24 protein-coding genes are annotated in these 25,311 nt (G+C 71.2%); 10 read left to right on the top strand and 14 right to left on the bottom strand.

Annotated elements, in window-relative coordinates:
* Positions 1-68: 68 nt before the first annotated feature.
* Entirely contained in the window at positions 69-953 is an 885-nt protein-coding gene (locus SB754_RS10130; protein WP_410782198.1) for a formylglycine-generating enzyme family protein, read from the top strand.
* Positions 954-962: 9 nt separating this feature from the next.
* Here SB754_RS10130 and SB754_RS10125 read toward each other — a convergent pair whose 3' ends face one another.
* The gene (locus tag SB754_RS10125; protein WP_410782197.1) at positions 963-1,304 is read right to left on the bottom strand and encodes an antibiotic biosynthesis monooxygenase family protein; all 342 of its coding nucleotides are present in this window, start codon (positions 1,302-1,304) and stop codon (positions 963-965) included.
* 86 nt (positions 1,305-1,390) lie between these two features.
* On the opposite strand from SB754_RS10125, the gene SB754_RS10120 reads away from it, so the two are divergent.
* Entirely contained in the window at positions 1,391-1,852 is a 462-nt protein-coding gene (locus tag SB754_RS10120; RefSeq protein ID WP_410782196.1) for a phage tail protein, read from the top strand.
* Position 1,853: 1 nt separating this feature from the next.
* Here the strand turns inward: SB754_RS10120 and SB754_RS10115 are convergent, their stop codons facing one another.
* The 4 genes from SB754_RS10115 to SB754_RS10100 form a co-directional block, all read right to left on the bottom strand.
* On the bottom strand, positions 1,854-2,525 hold the full coding sequence (locus tag SB754_RS10115; protein WP_410782195.1) for an alpha/beta family hydrolase: 672 nt from the start codon (positions 2,523-2,525) through the stop codon (positions 1,854-1,856).
* Between the two features lie 389 nt (positions 2,526-2,914).
* The gene (locus tag SB754_RS10110) at positions 2,915-3,601 is read right to left on the bottom strand and encodes an MgtC/SapB family protein (protein WP_410782194.1); all 687 of its coding nucleotides are present in this window, start codon (positions 3,599-3,601) and stop codon (positions 2,915-2,917) included.
* A gap of 69 nt (positions 3,602-3,670) precedes the next feature.
* Complete coding sequence (locus tag SB754_RS10105) at positions 3,671-5,071, bottom strand: MFS transporter (protein WP_410782193.1); 1,401 nt, start codon at positions 5,069-5,071, stop codon at positions 3,671-3,673.
* A 31-nt stretch (positions 5,072-5,102) separates the two neighbouring features.
* Positions 5,103-5,348, bottom strand: a complete 246-nt coding sequence (locus SB754_RS10100) for a hypothetical protein (protein ID WP_410782192.1) — start codon at positions 5,346-5,348, stop codon at positions 5,103-5,105.
* Between the two features lie 85 nt (positions 5,349-5,433).
* Between SB754_RS10100 and SB754_RS10095 the strand changes: the two genes are divergently transcribed.
* Both SB754_RS10095 and SB754_RS10090 read left to right on the top strand, forming a co-directional pair.
* A complete protein-coding gene (locus SB754_RS10095) occupies positions 5,434-5,811 on the top strand; it encodes a hypothetical protein (protein WP_410782191.1) in 378 nt (125 codons plus the stop codon).
* 1 nt (position 5,812) lies between these two features.
* Positions 5,813-6,136, top strand: coding sequence for a hypothetical protein (locus SB754_RS10090; RefSeq protein ID WP_410782190.1), 324 nt, complete (start codon positions 5,813-5,815; stop codon positions 6,134-6,136).
* Positions 6,137-6,148: 12 nt separating this feature from the next.
* On the opposite strand, the gene SB754_RS10085 is transcribed toward SB754_RS10090, so the two are convergent.
* The 4 genes from SB754_RS10085 to SB754_RS10070 are packed head-to-tail and all read right to left on the bottom strand — an operon-like array spanning position 6,149 to position 11,224.
* Positions 6,149-7,084 (bottom strand): NADP-dependent oxidoreductase, encoded by a 936-nt coding sequence (locus tag SB754_RS10085; RefSeq protein ID WP_410782189.1) that lies wholly within the window; start codon positions 7,082-7,084, stop codon positions 6,149-6,151.
* Positions 7,085-7,125: 41 nt separating this feature from the next.
* On the bottom strand, positions 7,126-8,253 hold the full coding sequence (locus tag SB754_RS10080; protein WP_410782188.1) for an NYN domain-containing protein: 1,128 nt from the start codon (positions 8,251-8,253) through the stop codon (positions 7,126-7,128).
* A gap of 40 nt (positions 8,254-8,293) precedes the next feature.
* Positions 8,294-9,709: an aspartate aminotransferase family protein gene (locus tag SB754_RS10075; protein ID WP_410782187.1), complete on the bottom strand. Its 1,416-nt coding sequence runs from the start codon at positions 9,707-9,709 to the stop codon at positions 8,294-8,296.
* Positions 9,710-9,724: 15 nt separating this feature from the next.
* Positions 9,725-11,224, bottom strand: a complete 1,500-nt coding sequence (locus SB754_RS10070) for a CoA-acylating methylmalonate-semialdehyde dehydrogenase (protein ID WP_410782186.1) — start codon at positions 11,222-11,224, stop codon at positions 9,725-9,727.
* A gap of 92 nt (positions 11,225-11,316) precedes the next feature.
* On the opposite strand from SB754_RS10070, the gene SB754_RS10065 reads away from it, so the two are divergent.
* Positions 11,317-12,981 carry a PucR family transcriptional regulator gene (locus tag SB754_RS10065; protein WP_410782185.1) on the top strand — a complete coding sequence of 555 codons (1,665 nt, stop codon included), beginning with the start codon at positions 11,317-11,319 and terminating at the stop codon, positions 12,979-12,981.
* 164 nt (positions 12,982-13,145) lie between these two features.
* On the opposite strand, the gene SB754_RS10060 is transcribed toward SB754_RS10065, so the two are convergent.
* Positions 13,146-14,561 carry an NAD(P)/FAD-dependent oxidoreductase gene (locus SB754_RS10060; RefSeq protein WP_410782184.1) on the bottom strand — a complete coding sequence of 472 codons (1,416 nt, stop codon included), beginning with the start codon at positions 14,559-14,561 and terminating at the stop codon, positions 13,146-13,148.
* Positions 14,562-14,809: 248 nt separating this feature from the next.
* On the opposite strand from SB754_RS10060, the gene SB754_RS10055 reads away from it, so the two are divergent.
* From SB754_RS10055 to SB754_RS10035, 5 genes are all read left to right on the top strand, one after another.
* Positions 14,810-15,841 (top strand): LacI family DNA-binding transcriptional regulator, encoded by a 1,032-nt coding sequence (locus SB754_RS10055; RefSeq protein ID WP_410782183.1) that lies wholly within the window; start codon positions 14,810-14,812, stop codon positions 15,839-15,841.
* 256 nt (positions 15,842-16,097) lie between these two features.
* Positions 16,098-17,402, top strand: a complete 1,305-nt coding sequence (locus SB754_RS10050) for an ABC transporter substrate-binding protein (RefSeq protein WP_410782182.1) — start codon at positions 16,098-16,100, stop codon at positions 17,400-17,402.
* A gap of 93 nt (positions 17,403-17,495) precedes the next feature.
* Positions 17,496-18,479: a carbohydrate ABC transporter permease gene (locus SB754_RS10045; RefSeq protein WP_410782181.1), complete on the top strand. Its 984-nt coding sequence runs from the start codon at positions 17,496-17,498 to the stop codon at positions 18,477-18,479.
* Positions 18,472-19,311, top strand: a complete 840-nt coding sequence (locus tag SB754_RS10040; protein WP_410782180.1) for a carbohydrate ABC transporter permease — start codon at positions 18,472-18,474, stop codon at positions 19,309-19,311. Before SB754_RS10045 ends, SB754_RS10040 begins: the two co-directional genes overlap by 8 nt.
* Complete coding sequence (locus SB754_RS10035; protein ID WP_410782179.1) at positions 19,308-21,248, top strand: glycoside hydrolase 5 family protein; 1,941 nt, start codon at positions 19,308-19,310, stop codon at positions 21,246-21,248. Before SB754_RS10040 ends, SB754_RS10035 begins: the two co-directional genes overlap by 4 nt.
* 47 nt (positions 21,249-21,295) lie before the next feature.
* Here SB754_RS10035 and SB754_RS10030 read toward each other — a convergent pair whose 3' ends face one another.
* Genes SB754_RS10030 through SB754_RS10015 form a run of 4 tightly spaced genes read right to left on the bottom strand, consistent with a single transcriptional unit; the run spans position 21,296 to position 25,217 of the window.
* Complete coding sequence (locus SB754_RS10030; protein WP_410782178.1) at positions 21,296-21,691, bottom strand: DUF488 domain-containing protein; 396 nt, start codon at positions 21,689-21,691, stop codon at positions 21,296-21,298.
* Between the two features lie 44 nt (positions 21,692-21,735).
* Positions 21,736-22,665, bottom strand: a complete 930-nt coding sequence (locus tag SB754_RS10025) for a PfkB family carbohydrate kinase (RefSeq protein WP_410782177.1) — start codon at positions 22,663-22,665, stop codon at positions 21,736-21,738.
* A complete protein-coding gene (locus SB754_RS10020) occupies positions 22,658-23,722 on the bottom strand; it encodes an ADP-ribosylglycohydrolase family protein (RefSeq protein WP_410782176.1) in 1,065 nt (354 codons plus the stop codon). Before SB754_RS10020 ends, SB754_RS10025 begins: the two co-directional genes overlap by 8 nt.
* 10 nt (positions 23,723-23,732) lie before the next feature.
* On the bottom strand, positions 23,733-25,217 hold the full coding sequence (locus SB754_RS10015; protein WP_410783301.1) for an MDR family MFS transporter: 1,485 nt from the start codon (positions 25,215-25,217) through the stop codon (positions 23,733-23,735).
* Positions 25,218-25,311 lie beyond the last annotated feature (94 nt).

The following is a 25,311-nucleotide window of genomic DNA, read 5'->3' as shown; positions in this document are numbered from 1 at the left end:
CATTCACTGAGGCGACAACAGCGGTGCGGCCGGTCCATGATGGCTGAAGGCAGACGAAGGAGGAGCGGATGGCCCCGGAGATGATCTCGATCCACGGCGGCGTTTTCCGGATGGGCTCCGACCGCTTCTACCCGGAGGAGGGCCCGGTCCACGAGGTCGCCGTCGAGCCGTTCGAGTTGGATGCGACGCCGGTCACCGTCGCGCAGTTCGCCGCCTTCGTCGACGCCACCGGTTACGTCACCACCGCCGAGCGTCCGCTGAGCGAGGAGCAGTTCCCGGAGCTCCCCGAGGAGGAGCGCGCCCCGGGCTCGATGGTGTTCACGATGACGCGGGGCCCGGTCGACCTGCGCGACTGGCGGCAGTGGTGGAGGTGGGTCCCCGGCGCCGACTGGAGGCACCCCTCCGGCCCGGGGTCGTCGGTCGACGAGCGCGCGGACCACCCGGTGGTGCAGGTGAGCTTCGAGGATGCCGCGAGCTACGCCCACTGGGCGGGGAAGCGCCTGCCGACCGAGGCGGAGTGGGAGTTCGCGGCACGGGGTGGGCTCGACCAGGCGACGTTCAGCTGGGGCGACGAGGACGACGCAGCCGAGCCGCTCGCGAACCACTGGCAGGGCCGGTTCCCCTACGAGAAGGCGGGCTGGGGCGGCACGAGTCCCGTCGGCTCCTACCCGGCCAACGCCTTCGGCCTCGTCGACATGACCGGCAACGTCTGGGAGTGGACGAGCAGCTTCTTCACGCCGCGGCACCTCCCGGCCGGCCGGGGGAGCGTGGACGCCGGGGCGCGCCCGCTGCTGTTCGCCTCCGACCCGGCGGCCGATCCTCCCCGCCGCGCCCTCAAGGGCGGCTCCCACCTGTGCTCGCCGGACTACTGCCTGCGCTACCGTCCCGCCGCGCGCTCGCCGCAGACCGAGGACACGTCGATGACGCACATCGGGTTCCGCTGCGCCCGGTGACGCGAGCTGTCACGCCTCGGCCGGCACGTGCTCCAGCCCGAGCCCGGGCTGCCCGTACGTGCTGAGCACCTGGCCGATGACCACGCGGTAGGGGCCGATCCAGCGTTCGTGGAGGCGCTTCGCCTCGCGGTGGGTCTCCATGCCGATCAGCTGCTGCAGCGCGTCGAGGCTGTCCCAGTAGTAGACCTCCGAGTGGAGTCCGGTCTCCGGGTTCTCCCACGCCTCCTCGCCGAGGAAGCCGGGGATGCTGCGGGCGCGCTCCGCGATCTCGTCGTTGAGCCGGTGGAAGTCGTCGTCGTACTCCTTCGTGTCGAAGATGAAGGTCGACGTGTAGACGGGGGCGGCGCTCATGCCCGCATCCTAGCTGCGGCCAGGCCCGTGCGGAGGCGCCACCGGTCGCGCTAGGTTGGTGCGAGCACCGCGAACCGGGAGGGTCTATGCCGTACGTCGTCGACTTCGAGAACGTGTCCACCGTCGGACTGGAGTCGTCTCCTGTCGCCGACGCGCTCGCCGGCCTGCGGGCCAACGAGGCGCGCTACTTCCGCAACAAGTACCAGCACGAGTTCACGGTGGGGACGGCGCAGGAGGAGGCCGAAGCGGTCGAGCGCGTGACCCGCGTCCTGAAGGAGGAGCGCGACATCGTCATCGCGTCGCCGGCTCTCGAGGCGACGCGGTTCGAGGTCGAGGGGATCGACTGGACGTACGTGTTCTACGAGTCCGGGCTCTCCATCAACCTGCTCTGGACGGTCGCCGACGCCGGAAAGCGCGCGGTCGGCTTCAAGCTCTCCGACGGCATGGAGGTGCCGGAGGAGCTGTCCGCCTTCAAGTTCGCCCGCCAGAAGTCGAAGCTCGCCGGGACGATCCGCGGCTCCTACTTCGTGGTCAAGGGCCAGTACTGAGTCAACGCCGCTGGCCGAGGTCGCGTACGAACCCGGCGACCGTATCGATCAGCAGTTCGCGGACGCCGGCCGGGCGGAGAGGCGCCGCGGCGGCCACCTTCATGCCGTGATCGGCGCCGGGCACCTCCACGACCCGGATGCCGTCGGCAGCTCCGAGCTCGGCGCTCAGATCGGACGCCGACCCGAACGGATCGCGTCCGCCCTGCAGCACCAGCACCGGGACCGACGGCTGTCGCAGCTCGTCCAGCCGTGACTTCTCGGGAGTGCCGGGCGGGTGCAGCGGGAAGGCCAGGCAGACGACGCCGGCGGCACCGGTGGAGGCGGCGGTCCGGCAGGCGACGCGGGCTCCGGCGCTGCGCCCGCCGACGACGAGCGGCAGGCCGTCCGCCAGCTCCCGAACACGCAGGGCGGTCTCCAGCCATGCCGTATCGAGCGTCGCCGGGCGCGCCGCCACGCGCTTCCCGGCCACCCGCCAGGGCTGCTCGTAGCGCACGACGGTGACCCCGAGCGCAGGCAGCTTTGCGGCGAGCGCCGCCAGGTCCACCGCCTCGATCCCTCCGCCGGCGCCGTGGCCGAGCCAGAGGACCGCGACGGGATCCTCGGCTTCGGCCACCGTCAGCCTCCCGGGGCCGACCGTGGTCGGAACGTCGAGTCGCAGACCGTCGAGTCGCATGGCATCGACGCTACCGCAGCCCTTGCTTCCGCTCGCCGCTCGGCGGACCATGGAGGTGGTGATGCGGGCGCCGTTGCTCGGATGGGGTTGATCGATATGGTGATGGACGCACGGGTGTGCGCGGAATGCGGAGCGCCGATCTCCGCGGAGAAGAGGCTGGTCCCGACGTCACGCGGGGCGTGGGCGGTCGTCGCGGTCCCGGTGGGCTGCACGAACCCGCTGTGCCCACGGTCGTCGACGAGGCGCAGGGAGGCTCCGCCCGGCGCGACGACGCTCGTCGCCTGACGCAGTCCCCGGCTCTCAGGACGCGCGGGCTCAGCAAGCGGGGGCTCAGGACGCGCGGGCTCAGCAAGCGGGGGCTCAGGACGCGCGGGCTCAGCACGCGTGGCTCAAGACAGCGGCCGGTCCACCTGGACCGACGACACCCCGTCCACGGCTGCGACCGCTGAGATGAGCCGCTGCGTGGCGGCGGGGCTCGCCCGGACGCCCATCCGCAGTTCGATGCCGTCCGGCTGCGCGATGTGCCGCAGCCCGTCGACCCGGGCACGGGCGCCGGCGGAGTCGCACGCGTCGAGCACGCGCGCCAGCGTGTCGCCTTCGGGCCGGGCAAGCACGATCACGGTGTTCCAGGAGGTCCCGCGGAGCACCCGTTCGGCCATCGGCAGCGTTCCGACGGCGATGAGGTGGAGTGCTGCTCCGGCGACGGCCAGCAGGGGCAGGCCGGCGCCGCACGCCATCCCGACGGCCGCCGTCACCCAGATGGACGCTGCGGTGGTCAGCCCGACGACGTTGCCGCGGTTCACGAAGATCACGCCGGCGCCGACGAACCCGATCCCGGTGACGACCTGCGCGGCGATGCGCGATGGGTCGGTCGCGGGAAGCCCCAGTGAGACGAAGCCGTAGGCCGACACGAGGGTGAACAGCGCAGACCCGAGCCCCACGAGGATGTGCGTGCGCAGTCCTGCGCTCTTCAGCCTCCTCTCCCGTTCGACACCGATGATCGCCGAGAGCGCGAAGGCCAGAGCGAGCAGCAGCAGCTGCGTCACCAGCTGCGTCCCGCCCAGCCAGAGCGTCATGAGCGGAGTCTAGGATCAGCGACCCTCCTGGGACTACCCGCGGGACTACCCGGGGGACTACCCGCGGGACTACCCCGTGGCGGCAGCTTCGTCGCGACGGCGGCCCGGACGGACGAACACCAGCAGCGCCAGGTGCACGACCGCGAGCCCCGTCGCGACGGCGACGGCCGTCAGCCAGCTGCTCGCCGTCGTCCCGCCGCTGAAGAGCAGGCCGAGCAGGGTGGTCGCGACGATCGCGCCGACATAGCGCGACGTCTGGAAGATGCCCGCAGCGACGCCGCTGTCCTCCGGGCGGGCCGACGAGTAGAGGGCCTGGTTCATCGCGATGCTCACGATGCAGTACGGGATGCCGAGGGCTGCGGTGAGCAGCAGCACCGCCCACGGCGCGGGCGTCAGCGCGGCGACGCCCAGCAGCGCCGCACCGATCACCAGAGCGATCGCACCGGAGATCAGGGTCGGTCGCAGCCCGACGGACTCGATCGCGCGCGCGGCGAGCGGCGTGACGACGATCGTCACGGCCGCCAGCGGGAACATCAGCAGCCCCGCCACGCCGGCCGAGTAGCCGTCATGCGTCTGCAGGTACTGGGGGAGGCCGAAGAACGCCGAGTAGTAGACGACGTTGAAGATGGCGAAGCACAGGTAAACCATCAGCAGCCGCCGGTTGGCGGCGAGCAGCCGCAGGTCCAGGAACGGGTGCGCGGTGCGCAGCTCCCGCCAGACGAACAGGCCGGCGGCGATCACACAGACCGGCAGCAGCCACCACAACGGCTGCGGGTGCAGGTCGAGCAGGAACACCAGCAGTGAGGTGAGCGTGGCGATGAAGAGCAGGATGCCGGGGATGTCCGACTCGGCCAGCGTCCGGCCCAGCGGCGTCCTCTCCCGCTCGGCGTCGCGCGGCGCGAACAGGCTGACGCCGAAGAAGGTCAGCACTGCGAGCGGGACGTTCACCCAGAAGATCGCCTGCCAGCCGAGGAAGGTGACCAGCAGCCCGCCCAGCACGGGGCCGATCGCAGCGCCGGAGGTGTTGGCGATCTGGATGCGCCCGAGCAGTCGTGGGGTCCCCACCCCGGACTGCGCGGCCAGCGGCCGGAGCATCGCGATCGCCGAGGGGAACGCGGTCGCCGTTCCGATGGCCAGCGCGACGCGGCCGGCGCACACCGCCACGAAGGACCCGGAGAACGGCGTTGCGGCACAGGCGAGCGCCACCACGACCATCCCGAACAGGAACAGTCGTCGAGGCCCGAACCGGTCGGCGAGGCGGCCCATCAGCGGCTGCCCGGCCGCCGACGCCAGGTAGAAGGAGGTGATCACCCAGGTGACGGCTGTCACATCCACGCCGAAGTCGTGCTGCAGAGGCACGAGTGCGACGGCGATCATCGACGAGTTGAGGGGGTTGAGGAGGGTGCCGAGGCTCAGAGCTCCGACCGCCCATCCCGTGCGCGGCCGGGCGCGGTCGTCGGAGCGTGTCACTCCATCCACGCTACCCGGAAGTCGCCAGAGGTCAGTCCTTCAGGTCCTCGGTTGTCACGGGGACGGTGGAGCGGTAGGGGTAGGCCGGCATGGAGGAGTACTGCTCTTCGTCCGCCAGCTCGTACACGTCGTAGGCGAGGGCGCCGGCGAAGGTGGTGGCCACGCGGATCTCGCCGGGCGGGCACCCGCCGATCAGGGGCACGACCACGACGCTGTCGAGGGTCCGGCCGTCCTCGTAGAGGAGGGCCGCTTTGATGGTTCGCGTGAGAGCGTCCATGACCGGACTTTACGGCGGACCGGGAGAGAATGGCTTGACGGCGCGCGGCACGTTCGGGAAAGTGATGTCGACAGAAGGGACACCCGTGGGAACCTTGATCTACGACGGTGCGGATGGTTTCACATTCGACGACCGGGTGCTGGCCCACCTCCAGGCGGTCATTCAGGCCAAGCTCCGCCGGCGTGAAGGCTTCCTCCTGATCTGGACGGACCGCACGGCCGGTTCGGAGGGCATCCTCCGCTCCATCTGGCTCGACCCCTCGATCTCGGTCCAGTTCGTGTTCGCCCGCCCGGAGCTCCCGGAGCTCAACCGCGACTGGCTCACCATGCTGAGCGAGCGGGCGAACAGCAACGTCGGGCTCGTCCTGGAGGACTCCCTGCGTGCGGAGATCCGCGAGGAGGTCCCGGCCGGCAGCTATCGCGACAGCAAGGCGAAACGCGCCAGGCGGCCAGAGGCCGACTGACATGGCCCGCCTGATCTACGGACACGCCGCCCAGGAGTACGAGTTCGATGAGCGAACACTCTCGCACGTCAAGATCGCGGTGGTCACCAAGCTCCGCCGGCACGAGAGCTTCCTGCTGAACTGGCAGATCCCCGTCGATCTCGGCGGTGGACGGGTGAGCCTCTGGATCAGTCGCGAAGTGCCGATGGCCTTCGTGTTCTCCCGGCCAGCGCCTCCCCGGCTGAACGAGCGCTGGCTCGAGGTGCTGCTGCAGAGCAGTCAGCGGACCGGGGGCATGGTCGTCGTCTCGGAGGAGGAGGCGGAGGACATCCTCGCCAAGCGCTAGGGGAACCGGGCGCTAGGGGATCAGCGCCAGCTTCCCGCCCGGGTGGCCCTCCTTCAGGAACGCCAGCGCGTCCGGCGCCTCCGCGAGCGGGTACGTCCGCGCGACGGGCACCTGCAGCCGGCCGGTTCCGGCGAGCTCGAGGAGGTGCGCCCGCACCGAGTCGCGGTAGGCCTGGCTCTCCGGCTGGGCGCCGAACACGGCGTGGAAGCCCTCCTGTTCGGCACGTTGTGCCGCGACGATGGTGACGATCCGGATGCGGTCGGGGACGAGCTGCAGCGAGACGTCGACGGCTTCGTCCGTGCCCACGGTGTCGAGTGCGGCCGCGATCCTGCCCTGGGCGGCCTCCGCGACCCGCTCCGCCAGCCCCGGACCGTACGCCACGGGGAGGCCGCCGAAGCGGCGCACACGCGCGAAGCTGGCCTCGCTGGCCGTCCCGATGACCCGTGCGCCGATCTCGGCCGCCTGCTGGAGGATGCTCACGCCGACCGCGCCCGACGCGCCGTGGACCAGGATGGTCTCCCCGGCGCGGACATCGGTGACGGACAGCATCTGGGAGGCGGTGGTGCCGACCAGGAGCAGGTTGGCGGCCTCCTCGTCGGCGAGCCGAGGCGGCTTGGCGAACACGTCCTTCGCCGGGACGGTCACCTCGGTGGCGTACCCGCCCTGGATGCGGAACGCGACCACGGGGTCGCCGACGGCGCCTCCACCGGACGCCAGCTCGGTGTCGGGGCCCATCGCCGCGATCACCCCGGCGACCTCGTAGCCGATGGGCACAGGGAGCTCGAGGCCCTCCCGCGGCGCCGAGACGTGCTTGTAGTCGGCGGGGTTCACACCGGCCGCGGTGACCCGGATGGTCACCTCACCGTGCTGCGGCTCGGGGACGTCGACCTCCCTGAACTCCCAGGTCTCCGGTCCGCCCCACTGCGTTGCTGTCCACTGTCGTGCCATGTTCGGCAGTCAACTCCCCGTGCTGTGGCTGCTCAAGAGGGTCAGGATGCGGACACCGGGTCGGCCGCGCGGCCGCTGTGGCGCGCCCGGCGGGACCGGGTCGGCGCCAGGCGCAGCATCTGGGCGGTGGAGCTGTCGTCCAGCTCGACGAGGTCGCTGCGGGACTTGATGAAGTCGCTGAAGGACCGGTAGCCGAGCGCCTTCTCGCTGAAGGACGGGTCCATCCGCTTCATCTGGCCCTTCACCGTCGAGCTGTGCAGCCACGGCGAGTCGTCCTTCTCGTGGCCGAGCTGCATCGCACGGGCTAGGAGCCGCGTGGCGACGTGCTGAGGGTCCTCCTGCTGCTCCTCGGCGGGATCGGCGACGGCCTCCGACGCCGGGGCGCGCTTGCGGCCGCCGCGCCGGGTGGGCCGCTTCGTCCCGGCCGGCGCGCCGTCGGCGTCGCCGTCGCCCTGTCCCTCCGCGACCGTTGCCGTCTCGGAGCCCGTCTCGGAGCCCGCCGCAGCGGACGGCTCGGCCGCGGGCTGCGCGGTGGCGGCGGCAGCATCCAGCTCCGCCTCCTCGGCTTCGACCTCCGCCTCCTCGGCGTCGGCGGCCTCGTCCCGGGCGATGCCGGGCAGGTCGTCGTAGCTGACGAACTCGTCGCAGGCCGCGGCGAGCGACTTGGCCGTCGATCCCGCCACGCCGATCCCGATCACGTAGCGGCCGAGCCGCTTCACCCGCTGGGCCAGCGGGATGTAGTCGGAGTCGCCCGCGACGATCACGACGTGCGTGAGCTCGGGCAGCCGGAACAGGTCCTCCACGGAGTCGACAGCCAACCGGATGTCGGCGCCGTTCTTGGCGTAGGCGGCGGCCGGGAACAGCTGCACCAGGTCGACGGCGCGGCCCACCAGCTGGCCGCGGTACTCGGCGTTGACCGCCGACGACCAGTCGGCGTAGGCGCGGGTCAGCACGAGCGTCCCGAACGAGGAGGCGAAGTCGATCACCGCACCCAGGTCGACGCGTGCCTCCGCCAGCTTCTCGGCGAAGGTGGCCTTCGGCGGCGTAGAGCTGGACTTCGGCCGGTCGCGCATATAGCTGCCGCGGCCGTGGACCTGGTCGTAACGCGAGATGACGATGTTGTCGAAGTCGATGTAGACCGCGACGCGGCCGTCTCCAGGTTCACTCATGCTGCCACGATAGCCGGGGCAGGTGCACGCCGGCCGCCGATCAGCTGACCGCGTAGCGGTCGGCGACGTCGAGGGCGGCGTCGATCGCGGCGAGACCGCGGCGCAGCTCGTCCTCCTCGATCACCAGCGGCGGCGCGATGTGCATCCGGTTGAAGTGGGTGAACGGCCAGACTCCGGCCGCCTTGCAGGCCGCCGCGACCTCCGCCATGGGGGCGGCGTCCGCGCCCGCGGCGTTGAACGGCACCAGCGGCTCCCGCGTCTCCCGGTCGCGCACCAGCTCCAGCGCCCAGAACAGGCCGCGGCCGCGCACCTCTCCGAGCGACGGGTGGTGGTCGAGCCACGACGTGATCTCCGGCTCGGCCACGCGCTCGCCGAGATCGCGGACGCGCTCCAGGATGCCGTCGCGCTCGAACACCTCGAAGGTCGCGACGCCGGCGGCGCAGGCGAGGGGATGGCCGGAGTAGGTCAGGCCGCCCTGGAACGCCACGTCGTCGAAGAACGACGCGATCGCATCCGAGATGACGACGCCGCCGAGCGGCACGTAGCCCGAGTTGACGCCCTTCGCGAAGGTGATGAGGTCCGGGACGACGTCGAACGCGTCGACCGCGAACCACTCGCCGACCCGGCCGAAGCCGACCATGACCTCGTCGGCGATGTAGACGATGCCGTAGCGGTCGCACAGCTCGCGCACGCCGGCGAGGTAGCCGGGCGGCGGGACGAGCACGCCGTTGGTGCCGACGATGGTCTCCAGGATGAGCGCGGCGATGGTGCCGGCACCCTCCAGGACGATCACATTCTCGAGGTGCTCGAGAGCGCGCTGCGTCTCCTCCTCGGGGGTGGTCGCGTGGAACGCCGAGCGGTACGGGTAGGGGCCGAAGAAGTGGGCGACGGAGGGGTCGCTCGGCTCGTTCGCCCAGCGCCGCGGGTCGCCGGTCAGCGCGATGGCGGTCGAGGTGCCGCCGTGGTACGAGCGGTACATCGAGAGCACCTTCCGGCGTCCGGTGACCCGTCGCGCGAGCCGCACCGCGTACTCGTTCGCGTCCGCGCCTCCATTGGTGAAGAACACCGAGTTCAGGGTCCCCGGCGCGACCTCGGCGATCCGGCGGGCGAGCTCGCCGCGCACGTCGTTCGCCATCGACGGTTGCACGGTGGCCAGCCGGCCGGCCTGCTGCTGGATGGCCGCGACCAGGTCGGGATGCTGGTGGCCGAGGTTGAGGTTCACCAGCTGCGAGCTGAAGTCGAGGTACACGGTGCCCTGGTAGTCCCAGAACGTCGAGCCCTGGCCCGCGGCGATCGGCAGCGGGTCGATCTTCGCCTGAGCGCTCCACGAGTGGAACACGTGCCCGCGGTCGTCGGCGCGCACCTGGCGCTCGGCGGCCTCGTCGCCGAAGGGATGCTCGACGCCGTGCCGATCGGTGTATCCGGTTCGGGTGGAGGTGTGGATGGTGTCGGTCACGGTGTGCCCCTTCGTTCAGGCGTTGCCGGGGAACGCCAGCTCGATGCGCGAGTGCACCGGGTCGGGCCACCGCGTGGTGACCACCTTGCTGCGCGTGTAGAAGTGGAACGACTCGGGCCCGTAGATGTGGGAGTCGCCGAACAGCGAGTTCTTCCAGCCTCCGAACGAGTATGCGCCGACCGGGACGGGGATGGGCACGTTGATGCCGACCATCCCGACCTCCACCTCGAACTCGAAGCGGCGGGCCGCGCCGCCGTCGCGCGTGAACAGCGCGACGCCGTTGCCGTACGGGTTGGCGTTGACCAGCTCCACCGCCTCCTCGTACGAGTCGACGCGGACGACCGACAGGACCGGGCCGAAGATCTCGTCGTCGTACGCCTTCATGCCCGGCTTCACGTGGTCGAGGAGGCTGACACCGACGAAGAATCCGTCGCCCTCGAAGGAGCGCTCGGTGCCGTCGGCGACGACCGTCGCGCCCTCGGCCGCGGCTCCGGTGACGTAGGAGGCGACCTTGTCGCGGTGCTCCCGGGTGATCAGCGGGCCCATCTCGCTGGCCGCGTCGGTGCCGGGGCCGATGCGCAGAGCGTCGAGACGCGAGTGGATGGCCGGCACCAGCCGGTCGGCGACGTCGCCGACCGCGACGACGACGCTCACGGCCATGCAGCGTTCGCCGGCCGAACCGTAGGCGGCGGAGACGGCGGCGTCGGCGGCGGCGTCGATGTCCGCATCCTCCAGCACCACCATGTGGTTCTTGGCGCCGCCCAGGGCCTGGACGCGCTTGCCGTTGGCAGAGGCGCGCTGGTAGATCGAGCGGGCGATCGGGGTCGAACCGACGAAGCTGACCGCGGCGACATCGGGGGAGTCGAGGAGGGCGTCCACCGCCTCCTTGTCGCCGTGCACGACGTTCAGCACGCCGTCCGGCAGACCGGCTTCGCGGAACAGTTTGGCCAGGAACACCGAGGCGCCCGGGTCCTTCTCGCTCGGCTTCAGTACGACCGTATTGCCGCACGCGATGGCGCTCGCGACCATCCACAGCGGCACCATCACCGGGAAGTTGAACGGCGTGATGCAGCCGACGACGCCGACCGGCTGCTTGACGCTGTGCACGTCGACGCCGGTGGAGACCTGCTCGCTGTACTCGCCCTTCAGCTTGTCGATCAGCCCGGAGGCGAACTCCACGTTCTCGAGTCCGCGGCCGATCTCACCGGCGGCGTCGGAGAGCACCTTGCCGTGCTCGGACGTGACGATCGCTGCCAGTTCGTCGCGGCGCTCCGTGAGGAGGTGACGGAGGCGGAACATCACGTCGGCGCGCTTGGTCAGGCTGGTCGCCCGCCAGGCGGGGAAGGCGGCCTTCGCTGCGGCGATGGCGTGCGCGGTCTGGTCCGCATCGGCCAGGGCGACCTCGTGCTGGCGCTCGCCGGTGGCCGGGTTGAAGACGGGGCCCGTGCGGTCCGGCTGCACGGACGGGTCTGCGGGGAAGTCCTCGCCGGCGATGAAGTGGCGGATCAGGGCCACGGGGTCCTCCAGGTGGATCGGTCCGGACGTTCTGCCCGGTGGTGACAGTAGGCTGGTCTCCCCATGATCACAGAGCGGAGGCGCTGAGAGCGATGCCAGATCGTCGGGACCCGGAGCCGGGCCGAACAGTTCGTCCGGAGAGCCGGTCGTCGGCGGTCTCCGTGCTGCCGACGGTGCGCGAGATCCTCCGCATGGAACCGGTCGCGCGCGCCCTGCCGGAGGTGCTGACCGGCCGCGAGCGGCTCGACGCGCCGGTGCGGTGGGTGCACGTCGCCGAGACGGAGGAGGCCGCCCGGCTGGGATCCGGAGGCGAGCTGCTGCTCGCGACCGGGGTCGGCTGGCCGTCCGACGAGGCGGCGCTGCGGCGGCTCGGACGCGTGCTCGTGGAGTCAGACGTCGCCGGGCTGGTGCTCGAGCTCGGGCCGCCGATGCCGGCCGCGCCCGCGGCGCTCGTGGGGGAGTTCCAGACGGCAGGGCTGCCGTTCGTGGTGCTCCACCGTGAGGCGCGGTTCGTCGCGATCACGGAGGCGGTCCACGCCCGGATCATCGCCGAGCAGATGGGCGCGCTGCGGGCTCGCGACGACATCCATGCCTTGTTCACCGACCTCAGCCTGCGCGGAAGCCCGGCCGACTTCATCGTGGAGCAGGCGGCACGCGTGCTCGACTCGCCCGTGGTGCTCGAGGACACCAGCCACCGCGTGATCGCTGCGGCCGGCCTCGACGCCGGGCACCGCGAGGGCGAGGCGGAGCTGGCGGACTGGGAGCAGCGGTCCCGGGCGGCGCACCGCGGCCCCGGCGACGGCTGGACCATCGTCCCGGTGGAGGCGCGCGGCATGCGCTGGGGTCATCTCGTCGCGTTGCCCGGCGACGCCCATCCCGCCGGACGCTCCAACGTGCTCGAACAGGCCGCGGTCGCTCTGGCCCTCAGCCGGCTCTCCGACCGGGACGGCGACGAGTGGACCCGGCGCAGCCACGACGCCCTGTTGTCCGCGCTGCTCGGGCGGCGGTTCGCGGGGGAGGGCGGGGTCACCGCGCGGTTCGAGGCGGCCGGCTTCCCGCTCGCCGACCGGACGGTGGCGGGCGCGGCGGTCCGGCTGCGGTCGGGCACCCTCCCGGCCCCGGCGGCGGTCCGCGCGGTGGAGGCGGCGCGGGCGGGAGGGGCTGACGCGGTCGCCGGGCGGCATCCCGAGCAGGCCGGGACGCTCGTCGTCGCGGTGTCCGCCCGGCAGGGGCGGTCGCTCGCCGACGGGCTGTTCGAGGCCATCGCCGAGGCGGTGGCGGCGGTGCGGCTCGACGAACCGGCGGCCGTCGTCGCGGTCGGCTCCGAGGCCCGCGGGATCACCGGCCTCCTGTCGTCGTTGGAGGAGGCGGTCGAGCTGGCGTCCGGCACGGCGGCGCCTCCCGACACGCGGCTCGGCCGCCGGCCCGTGGTCCAGCGCGTGCAGCACCGCCCGCTGCTGCGGCTGGTCAACGCGCTCGGGAGCGACCCGCGGCTGCTGGAGCACACCGAGCAGCTGCTGCGGCCGCTGATCGAGCACGACCTGGCCACCGGGGGCGACCTCGTGGAGGTGCTGCGCGCGTACCTGACGCACCCCGGCAACCGCACCCGTGCGGCCGCGGCGAGCCACCTCTCCCGGTCGGTGTTCTACCAGCGGATCGCCCTCATCGAGGACCTGCTCGGGATGGACCTGGACGACGGCGAGACCGTCGCGGCCCTCCACGCCGCCGTGCTCGCCCGGGGCCGCACCGGCGCGTGACGCCGCCCCCGCCCGCCCGCCCGCTCCCGCCCGTCTCACGGATGCGTCTAGTGGTCCCGACATGCCGTTACGCCTCGGGGCGTAACGGCATGTCGGGACCAGCAGACGTAGCTGCAGCGGTGGGCGGCAGCGGTGAGCGGGTCCGCCGGGCGGCACGCGGCGGGTCAGGAGTCGAAGCCGAGGCCCACGGCGTCGAGCGTGCGGAGGAACGCGTTGCGGTCCCCGGCGCGGTGGTCGGCCCGGTCGAGCGACCACCGGGTGAGGTTGATGCCGAGGGAGGCCGCCGGCTCGGGCGGGAACGGGATCGGCCGCGTCCGCACCATCTCCAGCTCGGTCCGCTCGGTGCTGCGGCCGGCCAGGAGATCCAGCATCACCTGCGCGCCGAAGTGCGTGGCCGCGACTCCCAGTCCGGTGTACCCGAGCGCGTAGGCCACCCGGCCCTGCCGAGCCGAGCCGAAGAACGCGCAGAACCGGCTGGAGGTGTCGATCGCGCCGGCCCAGCGGTGCGTGAAGGTCACGCCCTCCAGCTGCGGGAAGGTCGTGAAGAAGTGGCTCGCCAGGCGCCGGAACGTCTGCGGCCGGTCCTCGTACGCCGACCGGACGCGCCCACCGTAGTGGTACACCGCGTCGTAGCCGCCGAACAGGATGCGGTCGTCCGCGGTCAGCCGGTAGTAGTGGAACTGGTTGGCCGAGTCGCCGATGCCCTGCCTGCCCTCCCAGCCGAGGGAGGCCCGCTGCGCCGCGCTGAGCGGCTCCGTCATCAGCACGTAGTCGTAGACCGGCACGGTCGAGAGGCGGTTCCGCCGCAGCAGACTCGGGAAGACGTTGGTCGCGAGGGCGGTCCGTTGCGACCGGAGGGTGCCGGTCGGCGTCTCCAGGACGGTCCCGTCGCCGATGCTCTGCACCGGACTGTTCTCGAAGATCTCCACCCCGGCCGCGACGCACGCGCGGGCCAGCGCCCTGGCCAGCTTCGCCGGGTGCACCAGCGCCGAGTCGCGCCGCCGGAGCAGGCCCGCCTCGTAGGTGGGGGAGTGCACGAGGGCGCGCACCGCCTCCCGGTCGAGGAGGGTCGCCTCCGGTCCTTCGGCCTCCCGCAACCACTCCACCTGGTGGGGTTCGGTCGCCACATCGAGGGCGCCGTTGCGCTCGAACTCGGCATCCAGGCCCAGTTCGTCGACCGTCGACTCGATCTCGTCCAGGTTCCGCATCCCGAGCCGCTGCAGCTCGTCGAACTCGCCGGGCCAGCGGGTACGGCCATTCTCTTCGCCGTGCGTGAGGCTGGCCTCGCAGAACCCGCCGTTGCGGCCGGAGGCTGCCCAGCCGACACGCCGGCCCTCCAGCAGCACGACCCGAGCGGACGGGTCCTCCCGCTTGGCGAGGAGGGCGGTCCAGAGTCCGGTGTAGCCGCCACCGACGACGGCCAGGTCGCAGCTGTGGTCGCCGGTGAGGCGGGGGTACGGATCACCGGGTGCGTCCTCCGTCCAGAACACCGCCTGCCGGGTGGGGGCCAGGGCGCGCCGGACGACCGCTTCGTCCGGCTGCTGTCGCTCGAACACGGTGCTGGTCGGGGAGGGGCTCACGCCGTCATTCTGCCCGAAGTGGCGCCTCCCGTTCGTCGCAAAAGAGCTGCCGGGCCGTCCATTCCGTCCGGCGGCAGCGACGCCGCCGGCCGCGCCGCCGGCTGTGCTTCGGCCGCGCAGCCGGCCGTGCCTCGGCCGCGCCTCTGCCGTGCCTCGGCCGCGCCTCTGCCGTGCCTCTGCCGAGAACCTCGGGATGCGCCGGACGCGCGAACAAGTATTGTTGGCCGCGCAGCATGAAGGAGGCGGCCGTGAGCAACGGAGCTGGACGCGTGACCATCGCAGGGCTGGCCGACCGGCTGGGTCTGTCGAAGGCGTCGGTGTCCTATGCGCTCAACGGCCTCCCCGGGGTCAGCGACGAGACGCGCGAGCGGGTGCTGGCGCTCGCCGAGCAGCTGGGATGGCATCCCAGCTCGTCGGCGCGTGCACTCTCGCGGGCGCGCTCCGACACGATCGGCATCGTCCTCCGCCGGGACCCCAGCCTGCTGGGAGCCGAGCCGTACTACATGGGCCTGCTCGCCGGTGTGGAGGGCGAACTCGCCGAGACGGGGCAGTCGCTGCTGCTCCGCGTGGTCGGTGCGGACGCCGGCCAGGAGGTCGCGGCGTACCGCCGGTGGAGCGCCGAAGCGCGGGTGGACGGCGTGATGCTGTTCGACCTGACCTTCGACGACCCGAGGCCGGCGCTGCTCGACGAGCTCGGCCTCGCCTTCGTGCTGCACGGCAATCGCGAAGAGCTCGCTCCCGGGAAGGTGCTGGTCTACGACGCGCGCTCCGACGCCGAGCTGCTGGTCGACCACCTTGCGTCGCTCGGCCACCGGCGCGCGCTGCACATCGCCGGTCCCTCCGAGTTCGAGCACGAGCAGGACCGGCGCGACGCGGTCGCGTCGCGCGGCCGCGAGGTCGGGCTGGAGTTCGTCTTCGCCGTGTCGGACTACTCGATGGAGTCCGGCGAACGGATCGCGCAGCGGCTGCTGCCGGACGATCCGTCGATCACCGCGGTGCTCGCCTCCAACGACCTCCTGGCGCTCGGGGCCCAGTCGGTGCTGACGCGCGCCGGCCGGGACGACGTCGCCATCGTCAGCTGGGACGACTCGCTGCTCTGCCGGCTCGGCATCCGCCCGATCACGGCCCTCGACCGGTACCCGGAGGAGCAGGGCCGCCGCTCCACGCGCCTCCTGCTCGACCAGCTCGCCGGGACGCCGGCCCTCGACCGCCGCGCCCGCGCCAGCCGCCTCGTCCCGCGCGCCACGAGCACCCCGGCACCCGCCCCCGCCGCCCGCTGACCGGTCCCGTCCCGTCCGCCCCCGTCCCCGTCGAGGTGCACCTTGTTGCGTGCGACGCGCCGTACGAGTGCGCAACGACGTGCACTTCGGCGAAGGGAGTTCAAGCGGTCGGGGAGGGGTACCGGACGGTATACCCTCGAACGAGGCGAAGTCGGTCTTGACAGATGAACCGGTTAAGTTAGGCTTCCCCTGGCGCACCGCCGCAGGCCCTCGCAGCAGACCGGCAGCGCCCCCATCAAGAGACGAAGGAGTCACAATGAGGAAACGCGCCATCGCCGCAGCGGCAGTAGCCGCAGCGGTCTCGCTCGTGGTCGCGGGCTGCAGCAGCTCGGGATCCGGGTCGTCGGCCAGCGGCTCGACGATCACCTACTGGGCGAGCAACCAGGGGACCAGCCTCGACAACGACAAGCAGGTCCTCACCCCGGTCCTCGACGAGTTCACCAAGGAGTCCGGCGTCAAGGTCAAGCTCGAGGTCATCGGCTGGAACGACCTGCAGACGCGCATCCAGACCGCGGTCACCTCCGGCCAGGGTCCCGACGTCCTGAACATCGGCAACACCTGGGCCGCCTCCCTGCAGGCGACCGGAGCCTTCCTGCCGTTCGACGACACCAACATGAAGGCCATCGGCGGCAGCGACAAGTTCGTCCCGACGGCGCTCAAGACCGGCGGCGCGGAAGGCAAGCCCGTCACCAGCGTCCCGCTGTACGGCCTCGCCTACGGCCTCTACTACAACAAGAAGATGTTCAGCGACGCCGGCGTGCAGCCGCCGACCAACTGGGAGGAGCTGGTCACCGACGCCAAGAAGATCACCAACGGCACCACCTACGGCTTCTCGCTCGCAGCGGGCAGCTACACCGAGAACGTCCACTTCGCCTTCATCAACTCGGCGCAGAACGGCGGCGAGTGGTTCGACAGCAAGGGCAACCCGACGTTCACCAGCCAGGCCAACGTCGACGGCATCAAGCGCTACCTCGACCTGATGCAGACCGACAAGGTCGTCAACCCGTCCAACGCCCAGTACGACAACGGCGTCCAGGCGGTCAACGACTTCGCCACGGGCAAGGTGGGGATGATCCTCAGCCAGAACAACGCCGACGCGTCGATCGTGTCCAACGGCATGAAGAGCGACCAGTACGGCGTGGTGCCGTTCCCGGCTCCGGACGGCGCCAAGAAGATCGCGACCTTCCCGGCCGGTATCAACCTGTCGATCTTCAAGAACACGAAGAACAAGGATGCGGCCCTCAAGTTCGTCAAGTACATGACGAGCGAGTCGACCCAGAGCAAGCTGGCGAAGCCGTACGCGACCCTCCCCGTTCTGGACGGCGTCAAGCCGACCTTCACGGACAACGCCGATGAGGCCGCGACCTTCCAGAAGATCTACAACGACATGTCCAAGCCGTTGCCTCTGGTGCCGGCCGAGGACCAGTTCGAGAACACGGTGGGCAAGGCGATGAACGACATGTTCGCCAAGATCGCCACCGGAAGCACGGTCTCCGACGCCGACATCAAGACGGCGCTGCAGAACGCGCAGGACCAGGTCAAGCAGTCGCTCGGCGGCTGATCCCCTGATGCTCCGCTCGTCGGGCGGGGCGCGGAGGCCGAACAGCGGCCGCCGCGTCCCGCCCGGTGACCAGCCCCACCTGTAAGGAGACCCATGTCGACGACGACAGACGTCCGAGGCCCCGCACAGACCGTGCCGGCGCCCGCCGCCCCTCCCGCGCCCAAGCGCCGCCGCCCGAAGGGATGGTGGTTGCCGTTCATCCTGCTGGCCCCGGCCATCGTCTTCGAGCTGCTCATCCACGTCATCCCGATGCTCACGGGCATTTGGATCAGCTTCCTCCAGCTCACCAAGTTCTACATCGCGAACTGGGGCGAGGCGCCGTTCGTCGGCCTCAAGAACTACGCGGTCGCCCTCGACTTCAGCGGCTCCGTCGGTGCGGGCCTGCTGCACTCGTTCATGGTGACCGTCGGCTTCACCATCCTCGTCGTCGGCCTCTCCTGGGTCCTCGGGATGGCCGCCGCCGTCGCCCTGCAGGGCCGGTTCCGGGGTCGCGCCTTCTTCCGCACGCTGTTCCTGGTGCCGTACGCCCTTCCGCTCTACGCCGGCATCATCACCTGGAAATTCATGTTCCAGAAGGACACCGGCGCGGTCAACAACTTCTTCTTCGACACGCTCGGGTTCTCGGGCGACAAGCCGTTCTGGCTGATCGGCAACAACGCCTTCTGGGCGATCGTCATCGTCGCGATCTGGCGCCTCTGGCCGTTCGCGTTCCTGATGCTGATGGCCGGCCTCCAGTCGATCCCCGCCGAGGTGTACGAGGCGTCCGCTGTGGATGGGGCGAAGCCGTTCCGCCAGTGGCGGGCGATCACCCTCCCGATGCTGCGCCCGGTGAACTCAGTGCTGCTGCTCGTGATGTTCCTGTGGACGTTCAACGACTTCAACACTCCGTACGTCCTGTTCGGGAGCACCGCCCAGCCGGCGTCGGGCGACCTGATCTCGTTCCACATCTACAACGCCTCGTTCCTGACCTGGAACTTCGGCTCGGGAGCGGCGATGAGCGTGCTGCTGCTGTTCTTCCTGCTGATCGTCACCGGAATCTACCTGCTCGCCGTGAATCGGAGGAACCGCGATGCGTGAAACAGCCTCTTCCCATGTCTTCCGCTGGGTCGTCATCGCCGTCCTGACGGTCTTCACCGTCGTCCCGCTCTGGGTCATGGTGACGTCGTCCATGAAGCCGCTGTCCGAGGTCCAGGCGTCCTTCACCTGGTGGCCGCAGAACATCACCTTCCAGCCGTTCATCGACATGTGGTCGACCGTTCCGCTGGCGTCGTACTTCGTGAACAGCCTCATCGTCTCGAGTGCGGCCACGCTGATCTCGCTGGTGATCGCCGTGTTCGCCGCCTACGCGGTGTCCCGTTACCGGTTCAAAGGGCGGAACGTGTTCACCACGACGGTGCTTTCGACGCAGATGTTCCCGGGTGTGCTGTTCCTGCTCCCGCTGTTCCTCATCTTCGTCAACATCAACCAGGCGACCGGCATCCAGTTGGTCGGCACCCGCTGGGGCCTCATCATCACGTACTTCACGTTCGTGCTGCCGTTCTCGATCTGGATGCTCGCCGGCTACTTCGACGGCATCCCGCGCGACCTCGACGAGGCCGCGAAGGTGGACGGCTCCGGCCCGATGGGCGCCCTCTGGCACGTCGTCCTCCCCGCTGCCCGGCCAGGGCTGATCGCTGTGGCGATCTACTCGTTCATGACCAGTTGGGGCGAGGTGCTGTTCGCGTCGGTGATGACCACGGACGAGAACAGGACGCTCGCCGTCGGCCTGCAGCTGTACTCCACGCAGACCAACGTCTACTGGAACCAGATCATGGCCGCCTCGCTGGTGGTGTCCATCCCGATCGTCGTGGCGTTCCTGCTGCTGCAGCGCAACTTCGTCGCAGGCTTGACCGCAGGCGCGGTCAAGTGACGCGGATCGCCCGTCCCTCGCCGGTGCTCCAGGTCGGCGAGGCGCCCGTGGTGTGGCTGGGCGCCAACTTCTGGTCGCGCACCGGAGGCCCGCTGATGTGGACGCGCTACGACCCGGAGGTCGTGCGCGAGGAGCTGCGGGTGCTGGCCGAGCACGGGCTGAACATGACCCGCTCCTTCTTCTACTGGCCGGACTTCCATCCCACCCCGGACTCGCTCGACGAGCAGTGCGTCGCGAACTTCGCGGACTTCCTCGACGCGCACATCGAGACCGGGATGACGACGGTGCCGACCTTCCTGGTCGGGCACATGTCGGGGGAGAACTGGGACCCGGCCTGGCGTGACGGCCGTGATCTGTACCGCGACGTCTGGTTCGTCGGGCGGCAGGCCTGGTACGTGCGGGAGCTGACGTCGCGCTTCGCCGCGCATCCCGCCGTCGCAGGCTGGCTGCTGACCAACGAGGTGCCGATCTACGGCGGGGAGGCTCCGCGCCCGATCGTCGACGCGTGGGCGTCGCTGCTGGTGGACGCGGTGCGCGCCGGCGGCGGGACGCAGCCGGTCGCGGTCGGCGACGGCGCCTGGGGCATCGAGACCACCGGGCACGACAACGGGTTCTCGGTGCGCGACCTGGCGGAGTACACCGACTTCATCGGCCCGCACGTGTACCGGATGGAGACGGACCGGATCCGCCAGCACCTGAAGGCCGCGTACATCGCCGAGCTCGCCGCGACCAACGGCCTCCCCATGATCATGGAGGAGTTCGGGCTGACCAGCGACTTCGTGTCCGACGAGGGTGCGGCCTCCTACTACCGGCAGCTGCTGTACTCGACGCTGCTGGCGGGAGCGACGGGGTGGATCGCCTGGAACAACACCGACTACGACGACCTCGCCGACCAGCGGCCGTACTCGCACCATCCCTTCGAGATGCACTTCGGGATCACCGACCGGCACGGCGCGCCGAAGCCCCCGCTGCGGGAGCTGGCGCGGTTCGCGGCGGACCTCGCGGCGATCGACCTCCCGTCCGTGCGGCGCGCCCCTGTGGATGCTGCCCTCGTCGTCCCCTCGCACCTCGCGGAGGACTACCCCTTCACGCAGGAGGAGGAGCGGGCGCACATCGTGGCGACCGGCGAGCAGGCGTACGTCGCCGCGCATGAGGCGCACATCCCGGTCGCGGTCGTCCGCGAGAAGGAGGACGGCGGTCTGCCGGTCGGCTACGGGCTGTACCTGCTGCCGTCGGTGAAGCAGCTCTGCGCGACATCGTGGGAGCAGCTGGTCGCGCTGGCTCGCGACGGCGCGACGGTGTACGCGTCCTATTCGCATGGACCGAGCGGCGTGCAGCGCGGGCCGTGGTGGGCGCACACCGAGGAGCTGTTCGGCGTGCGGATGGACAGCGTCTACGGGCTGGCCGAGCCGGTGACGGACGACACGGTCGTCCTGCGGTTCACGGAGGCGTTCGGGTCGCTCGAGGCCGGAGCCGAGCTGCGGTTCGCGGTGGCGGGCAACGAGAACGGGCGGACGTACCTCCCGGTGCGGGCGACGTCCGGCCGCGTGGTGGCGGTCGACGCGCACGGCCGCCCGGCGATCGTGGTGAACGACCACGGTCCGGGGCGCGCGGTGCTGTGCGCGTATCCGCTCGAGTTCTTCGCGTCGGTGCAGGCCCGGGTGAACCCGGAGGAGACCTGGCGGCTGTACGACGCGCTCGCGGTCCTGGCCGACGCGGAGCGGGACGTCCTGGTCGACGACCCGCGGGTCTTCGCCGACACGCTGGTGCACGACGACGGCCGCCGCTTCGTCGTCTTCGTCTCGCAGCACGAGACCGAGGCGACGGTGACCCCGTCCGTCCCCGCCGGCGCGCTGAGCACGCTGGACGGCGAGCCGTCCGCCACGCTCACCCTCGCCCCCTACGGCACCGCCCTCCGCCTTCTCACCCTCGACTGACCGCGCCCGTTCCGCCCCACCGTCGAGTCCTCAAAAAGTGCACGTCTTCACGGCGTGTTGCGTGCACTTTTTGAGGACTCGACGGCGGGGCGGGAGGCGAGATACTGCTTGAGCACGGTGCCGTGGTCGAGGTCGGGGTTGCGGGCCGCGACGAGGAGGGTGATCCGGGGGTGGGCGTTGGCCAGCTCCCGGAGTTCGGCCACTGCGGGGTTGCTGTCCAGTTCGTGCTCGTAGCGGGTGCGGAACTCGTCGAAGGTCTGCGCCTCGGCGGAGGTGTCCTGGTGGAACCATCGCCGCAGCTCCGTCGACGGCGCCACCTCCTTCAGCCACAGGTCGAGGCGGGCGCGCTCCTTGCTGATGCCGCGCGGCCAGAGGCGGTCGACCAGGATGCGGTAGCCGTCGTCCGGCTCGGCGGGCTCGTAGATGCGCTTCACGGTGATCATGAGGCTCCTTCGTTCGCGTGCGACGGACGGCCGGCGCTTGCTGATCAGGCCCCGGACAGCAGGGCGTCGGTCTCGGCGGCCGTCGGCGCCGTCGCCGGACCCTGCCGTGTGACGGAGATGGCGGCGGCCGCGTTCGCCCGCCGGGCGGCGTCGAGTGCGCTGGCGCCTCGGGCGAGGGCTGCGGCGAGCACCCCGCCGAAGGTGTCGCCGGCTCCGGTTGTATCCACCGCGTCGACGGTGAACGCAGGGAGGTGCGTGGGCGCGGGGTCGTCGCCGGCGAGCCAGCAGCCGGAGGCGCCGTCGCGGACGACGGCGACCGCTCCCTCGCGCAGCATCCCGCGCAGGGCGCCGGCGGCGGGGGCGGGATGGGCGTGGGCGCGTAGCAGCCGCGCCTCCCGGGAGTTCGCGCTCAGGACGTCCGTGCGGCGCAGAACCGCCTCGAGCAGTTCCCGGTCGAGCGAGCCGACCAGCGGGGACGGGTCGAAGACGACCGTCGTCTCCGTGGGGAGGTCGCCGATCCAGCCCGCGACGGCGGGACCGGCCGTGGCATGGGCGAGGCTGTAGCCGGACACGTAGACGATGTCGCCGATCCGCGGCCGGACCGTATCGAGGTCGGCGCGGCTGAGCATCCCTTCGGCGCCGGGGGCTGTCACGAAGGTGCGCTCCGCCTCGTCGTCGACCAGGACGACGCAGTAGCCGTTGTCCGCCGTCTCGTGCGGCGGGTTCGCCACGGAGATGCCCTCTCGCCACAGCGCTTCGGCCACCACCTCGCCGAAGGGGCCCGTTCCGGAGCGGCCGGCGAAGACGACCTCGGCGCCGTCCCGAGCGGCGGCGGCCATCACGTTGAAGCCGCCGCCCGCCGCCATGCGCGCCTCGGAGGCGAGGAGGTCGCCGCCGCGCTCGGGGAGCGCATCCACCCGCAGCAGCAGGTCGACCACCACGGTCCCGGTGAAGAGCAGGCGTCCGTCAGGCATGCCGCCTCCGTACGCGGAGGAGTCCGTCGACGAGCGGCTCCAGGTGGAGGGAGTTGACGCGCACGACGGTGTCGAGCGCCGTCCGGGGCCAGTCGGCGGCCCCCGTCGCGCCCAGCACGGCGCCGGCCATGGCGGCGATCGTGTCGGTGTCGCCGCCGAGGGAGGCTGCGCGGCACAGGGTGTCCCACGCCGCGTCGGGGTCGGGATGCGTCGGGTCGGGTCGCGCGGGGCCGCTGTTCGCGGGGCCGCTGTTCGCGGCCGTCACGGCGACGAGCGCGAGTGCCGCCACGACGGACTCCTGCGCGGCGACGGAGGTGCCGATGACGTCGGCGAGGGCGTCGTCCTGCTCGTCCGGTCGCAGCCCGAGCAGGTAGGGGACCGCCCACTCCAGCCGCGCGGCGATGTCGCCACCGGCCACCCAGTGGCCGCGGCGCGCGCCCTCTCGGGCGGCCGCGACCGCGACGTCGAGCGCTTCGGGGGTCTCGGCGCCGTCGACGCCCGCGCTGACGGCCGCGCCGACGGCGGCCGCGGCGGCGATCCCGATGCCGGTGTTGTGGGTGAGGGCGCTGACGGCGACGACGGCGTCGACGAAGTCGCGCAGCGGTTCGACGGCGACGGCGATGCCCAGCGGGGCGATCCGCATGGCCGCGCCGTTGGTCGCGCCGAAGCGGCCGGCCTCCTCGGGTGGCATACCGTCCTGGAGACGTTGCAACGCCGCCCGGGTGCTGGGGCCGAGGAGGTCGAGCGAGCCGCGGGCATCCATCGCCCGCTCCCAGGCGAGCAGCTCACCGGCCAGCGCACCGGGCCGGACCGTCCCGTCGCCGTCGATCAGCAGCCGGGCGAGGAGGATCGCCTGCTCGGTGTCGTCGGTGATGGAGCCGGCGGGCATCCCGACCGCGATCTGCTGGTGCGGTCCGGCGGCGACGAGGCCCCGGATGCGTCCGTGGTCGGCGGCGATGCGGTCGCGGGACATCGACTGCGTCGGCATGCCGAGCGCGTCGCCGAGCGCCAGCCCCTGGAGTGCGGCGAGCGCCCGGGCGCGCGCGGTGTCTCTCACCGGGCCCGCCTCAGTGCGCCAAAACCGCTTCGGAGGGCACGTCAGCCGGCTTGCGCAGGAAGAAGGACCCCGCCACCGCGAAGAGCGAGATGATCGCCCCGGCGACGAACGCGGCCCGGATCCCTCCGGCCTGCGCGGCATCGACCGAGGCTCCGCTTGCCGCCAGCGCGGTGGACTGCAGCGTCAGCACGGCGATGAGCAGCGCCGTCCCCGCCGCGCCTCCCACCTGCTGGATGGTGCCCAGGATGGCGCTGCCGTGCGAGTACAGGTGCGGCGGCACCGCCCCGAGACCGGCGGTGAAGAGCGGCGTGAACATCATCGCGAGCCCGAGGCTCATCGTCACGTGAGCCGCGATGACCATGCCCACCGGCGTGTGCTCGGTCACCATGGTGAGTCCCCACAGCACCAGGCTGACCAGGATGGAGCCCGGCACGACGAGCACGCGCGGATCGAACCGGTCGTACAGTCGCCCGACGAACGGGGCCGCGAGTCCCATGATCAGGCCACCGGGAAGCAGGATGAGACCGGTGGCGAGCGTGTCGAGGTGCAGCACGTGCTGGAGGTACAGCGGCAGCACGATGATCACGCCGAACATCGACGCGGTGGTGATCGCCATGAGCACGATGGACACCGTGAAGATCGGGAAGCGGAACGTCCGCAGGTCGAGCAGTGCCCGGTCTTTCCGCTGCAGGATCAGCTGCCGTGTGATGAAGGCGGCCAGTCCGATCACGCCGACCGTGAGCGAGCCCCACAGCATCAGCGGGCTCGCCGAGGCGGCGCCGGACTCACCGGAGAGCGTCAGTCCGTAGACCAGCCCACCGAATCCGAAGGCGGACAGGATCACGGACAGCACGTCGATCCGGACCTTCTGCGGCTCGCTCACGTTCTCGACGAAGCGCATGCCGATCAGCAGCATGACGAGCGCGATCGGCAGCACGATGAGGAAGATCCACCGCCAGGCCAGGAAGTTGAGGATCAGCCCGGAGATGGTCGGGCCGATCGCCGGGGCGACGGAGATGACGATCGAGACGTTCCCCATCGTGCGCCCGCGGAGCGCCGGGGGGACCAGGGTCATCAGCGTCGTCATCAGCAGCGGGATCATGATGGCTGTGCCGGAGGCCTGCACCACGCGGGCGGCGACGAGCACGCCGAATCCGGGAGCGAGCGCAGCGGACAGCGTGCCGAGCGAGAACAGCGACATGGCGGCGATGAACATCTGCCGCGTGGTGTAGCGCTGCAGCAGGATGCCCGTGATCGGGATGACGACCGCCATCGTCAGCATGAACGCCGTCGACAGCCACTGGGCGGCCAGGGCGTCGACGTGGAGGTCGTCCATCAGTTTCGGGATGGCGACGGTCATGATCGTCTCGTTGAGGATCACGACGAACGTGGCTGCGAGCAGCAGCCAGATCACCCGCTGATCGCGCGGGGCGATGCGGACGGGCGCGGACGGCGCGGCTGATCGGTCGAGCGCGGCGGCGTCGACGGAAGGCACTGGTGAGGTCTTCTCAGTCACCGGTCCACAGTATCGATGGCCGCCGACACCGTGGGTGTCCCGCGTGTGAACTGTGGAGAAGTTCGCTCTCCGC

It is taken from the genome of Leifsonia sp. SIMBA_070 (genome assembly GCF_046534635.1).
Taxonomy (GTDB): Bacteria; Actinomycetota; Actinomycetes; order Actinomycetales; family Microbacteriaceae; genus Leifsonia.
The sequence above is the reverse complement of the archived record's forward strand: the minus strand, read 5'-3'. Positions and strand labels throughout refer to the sequence as shown.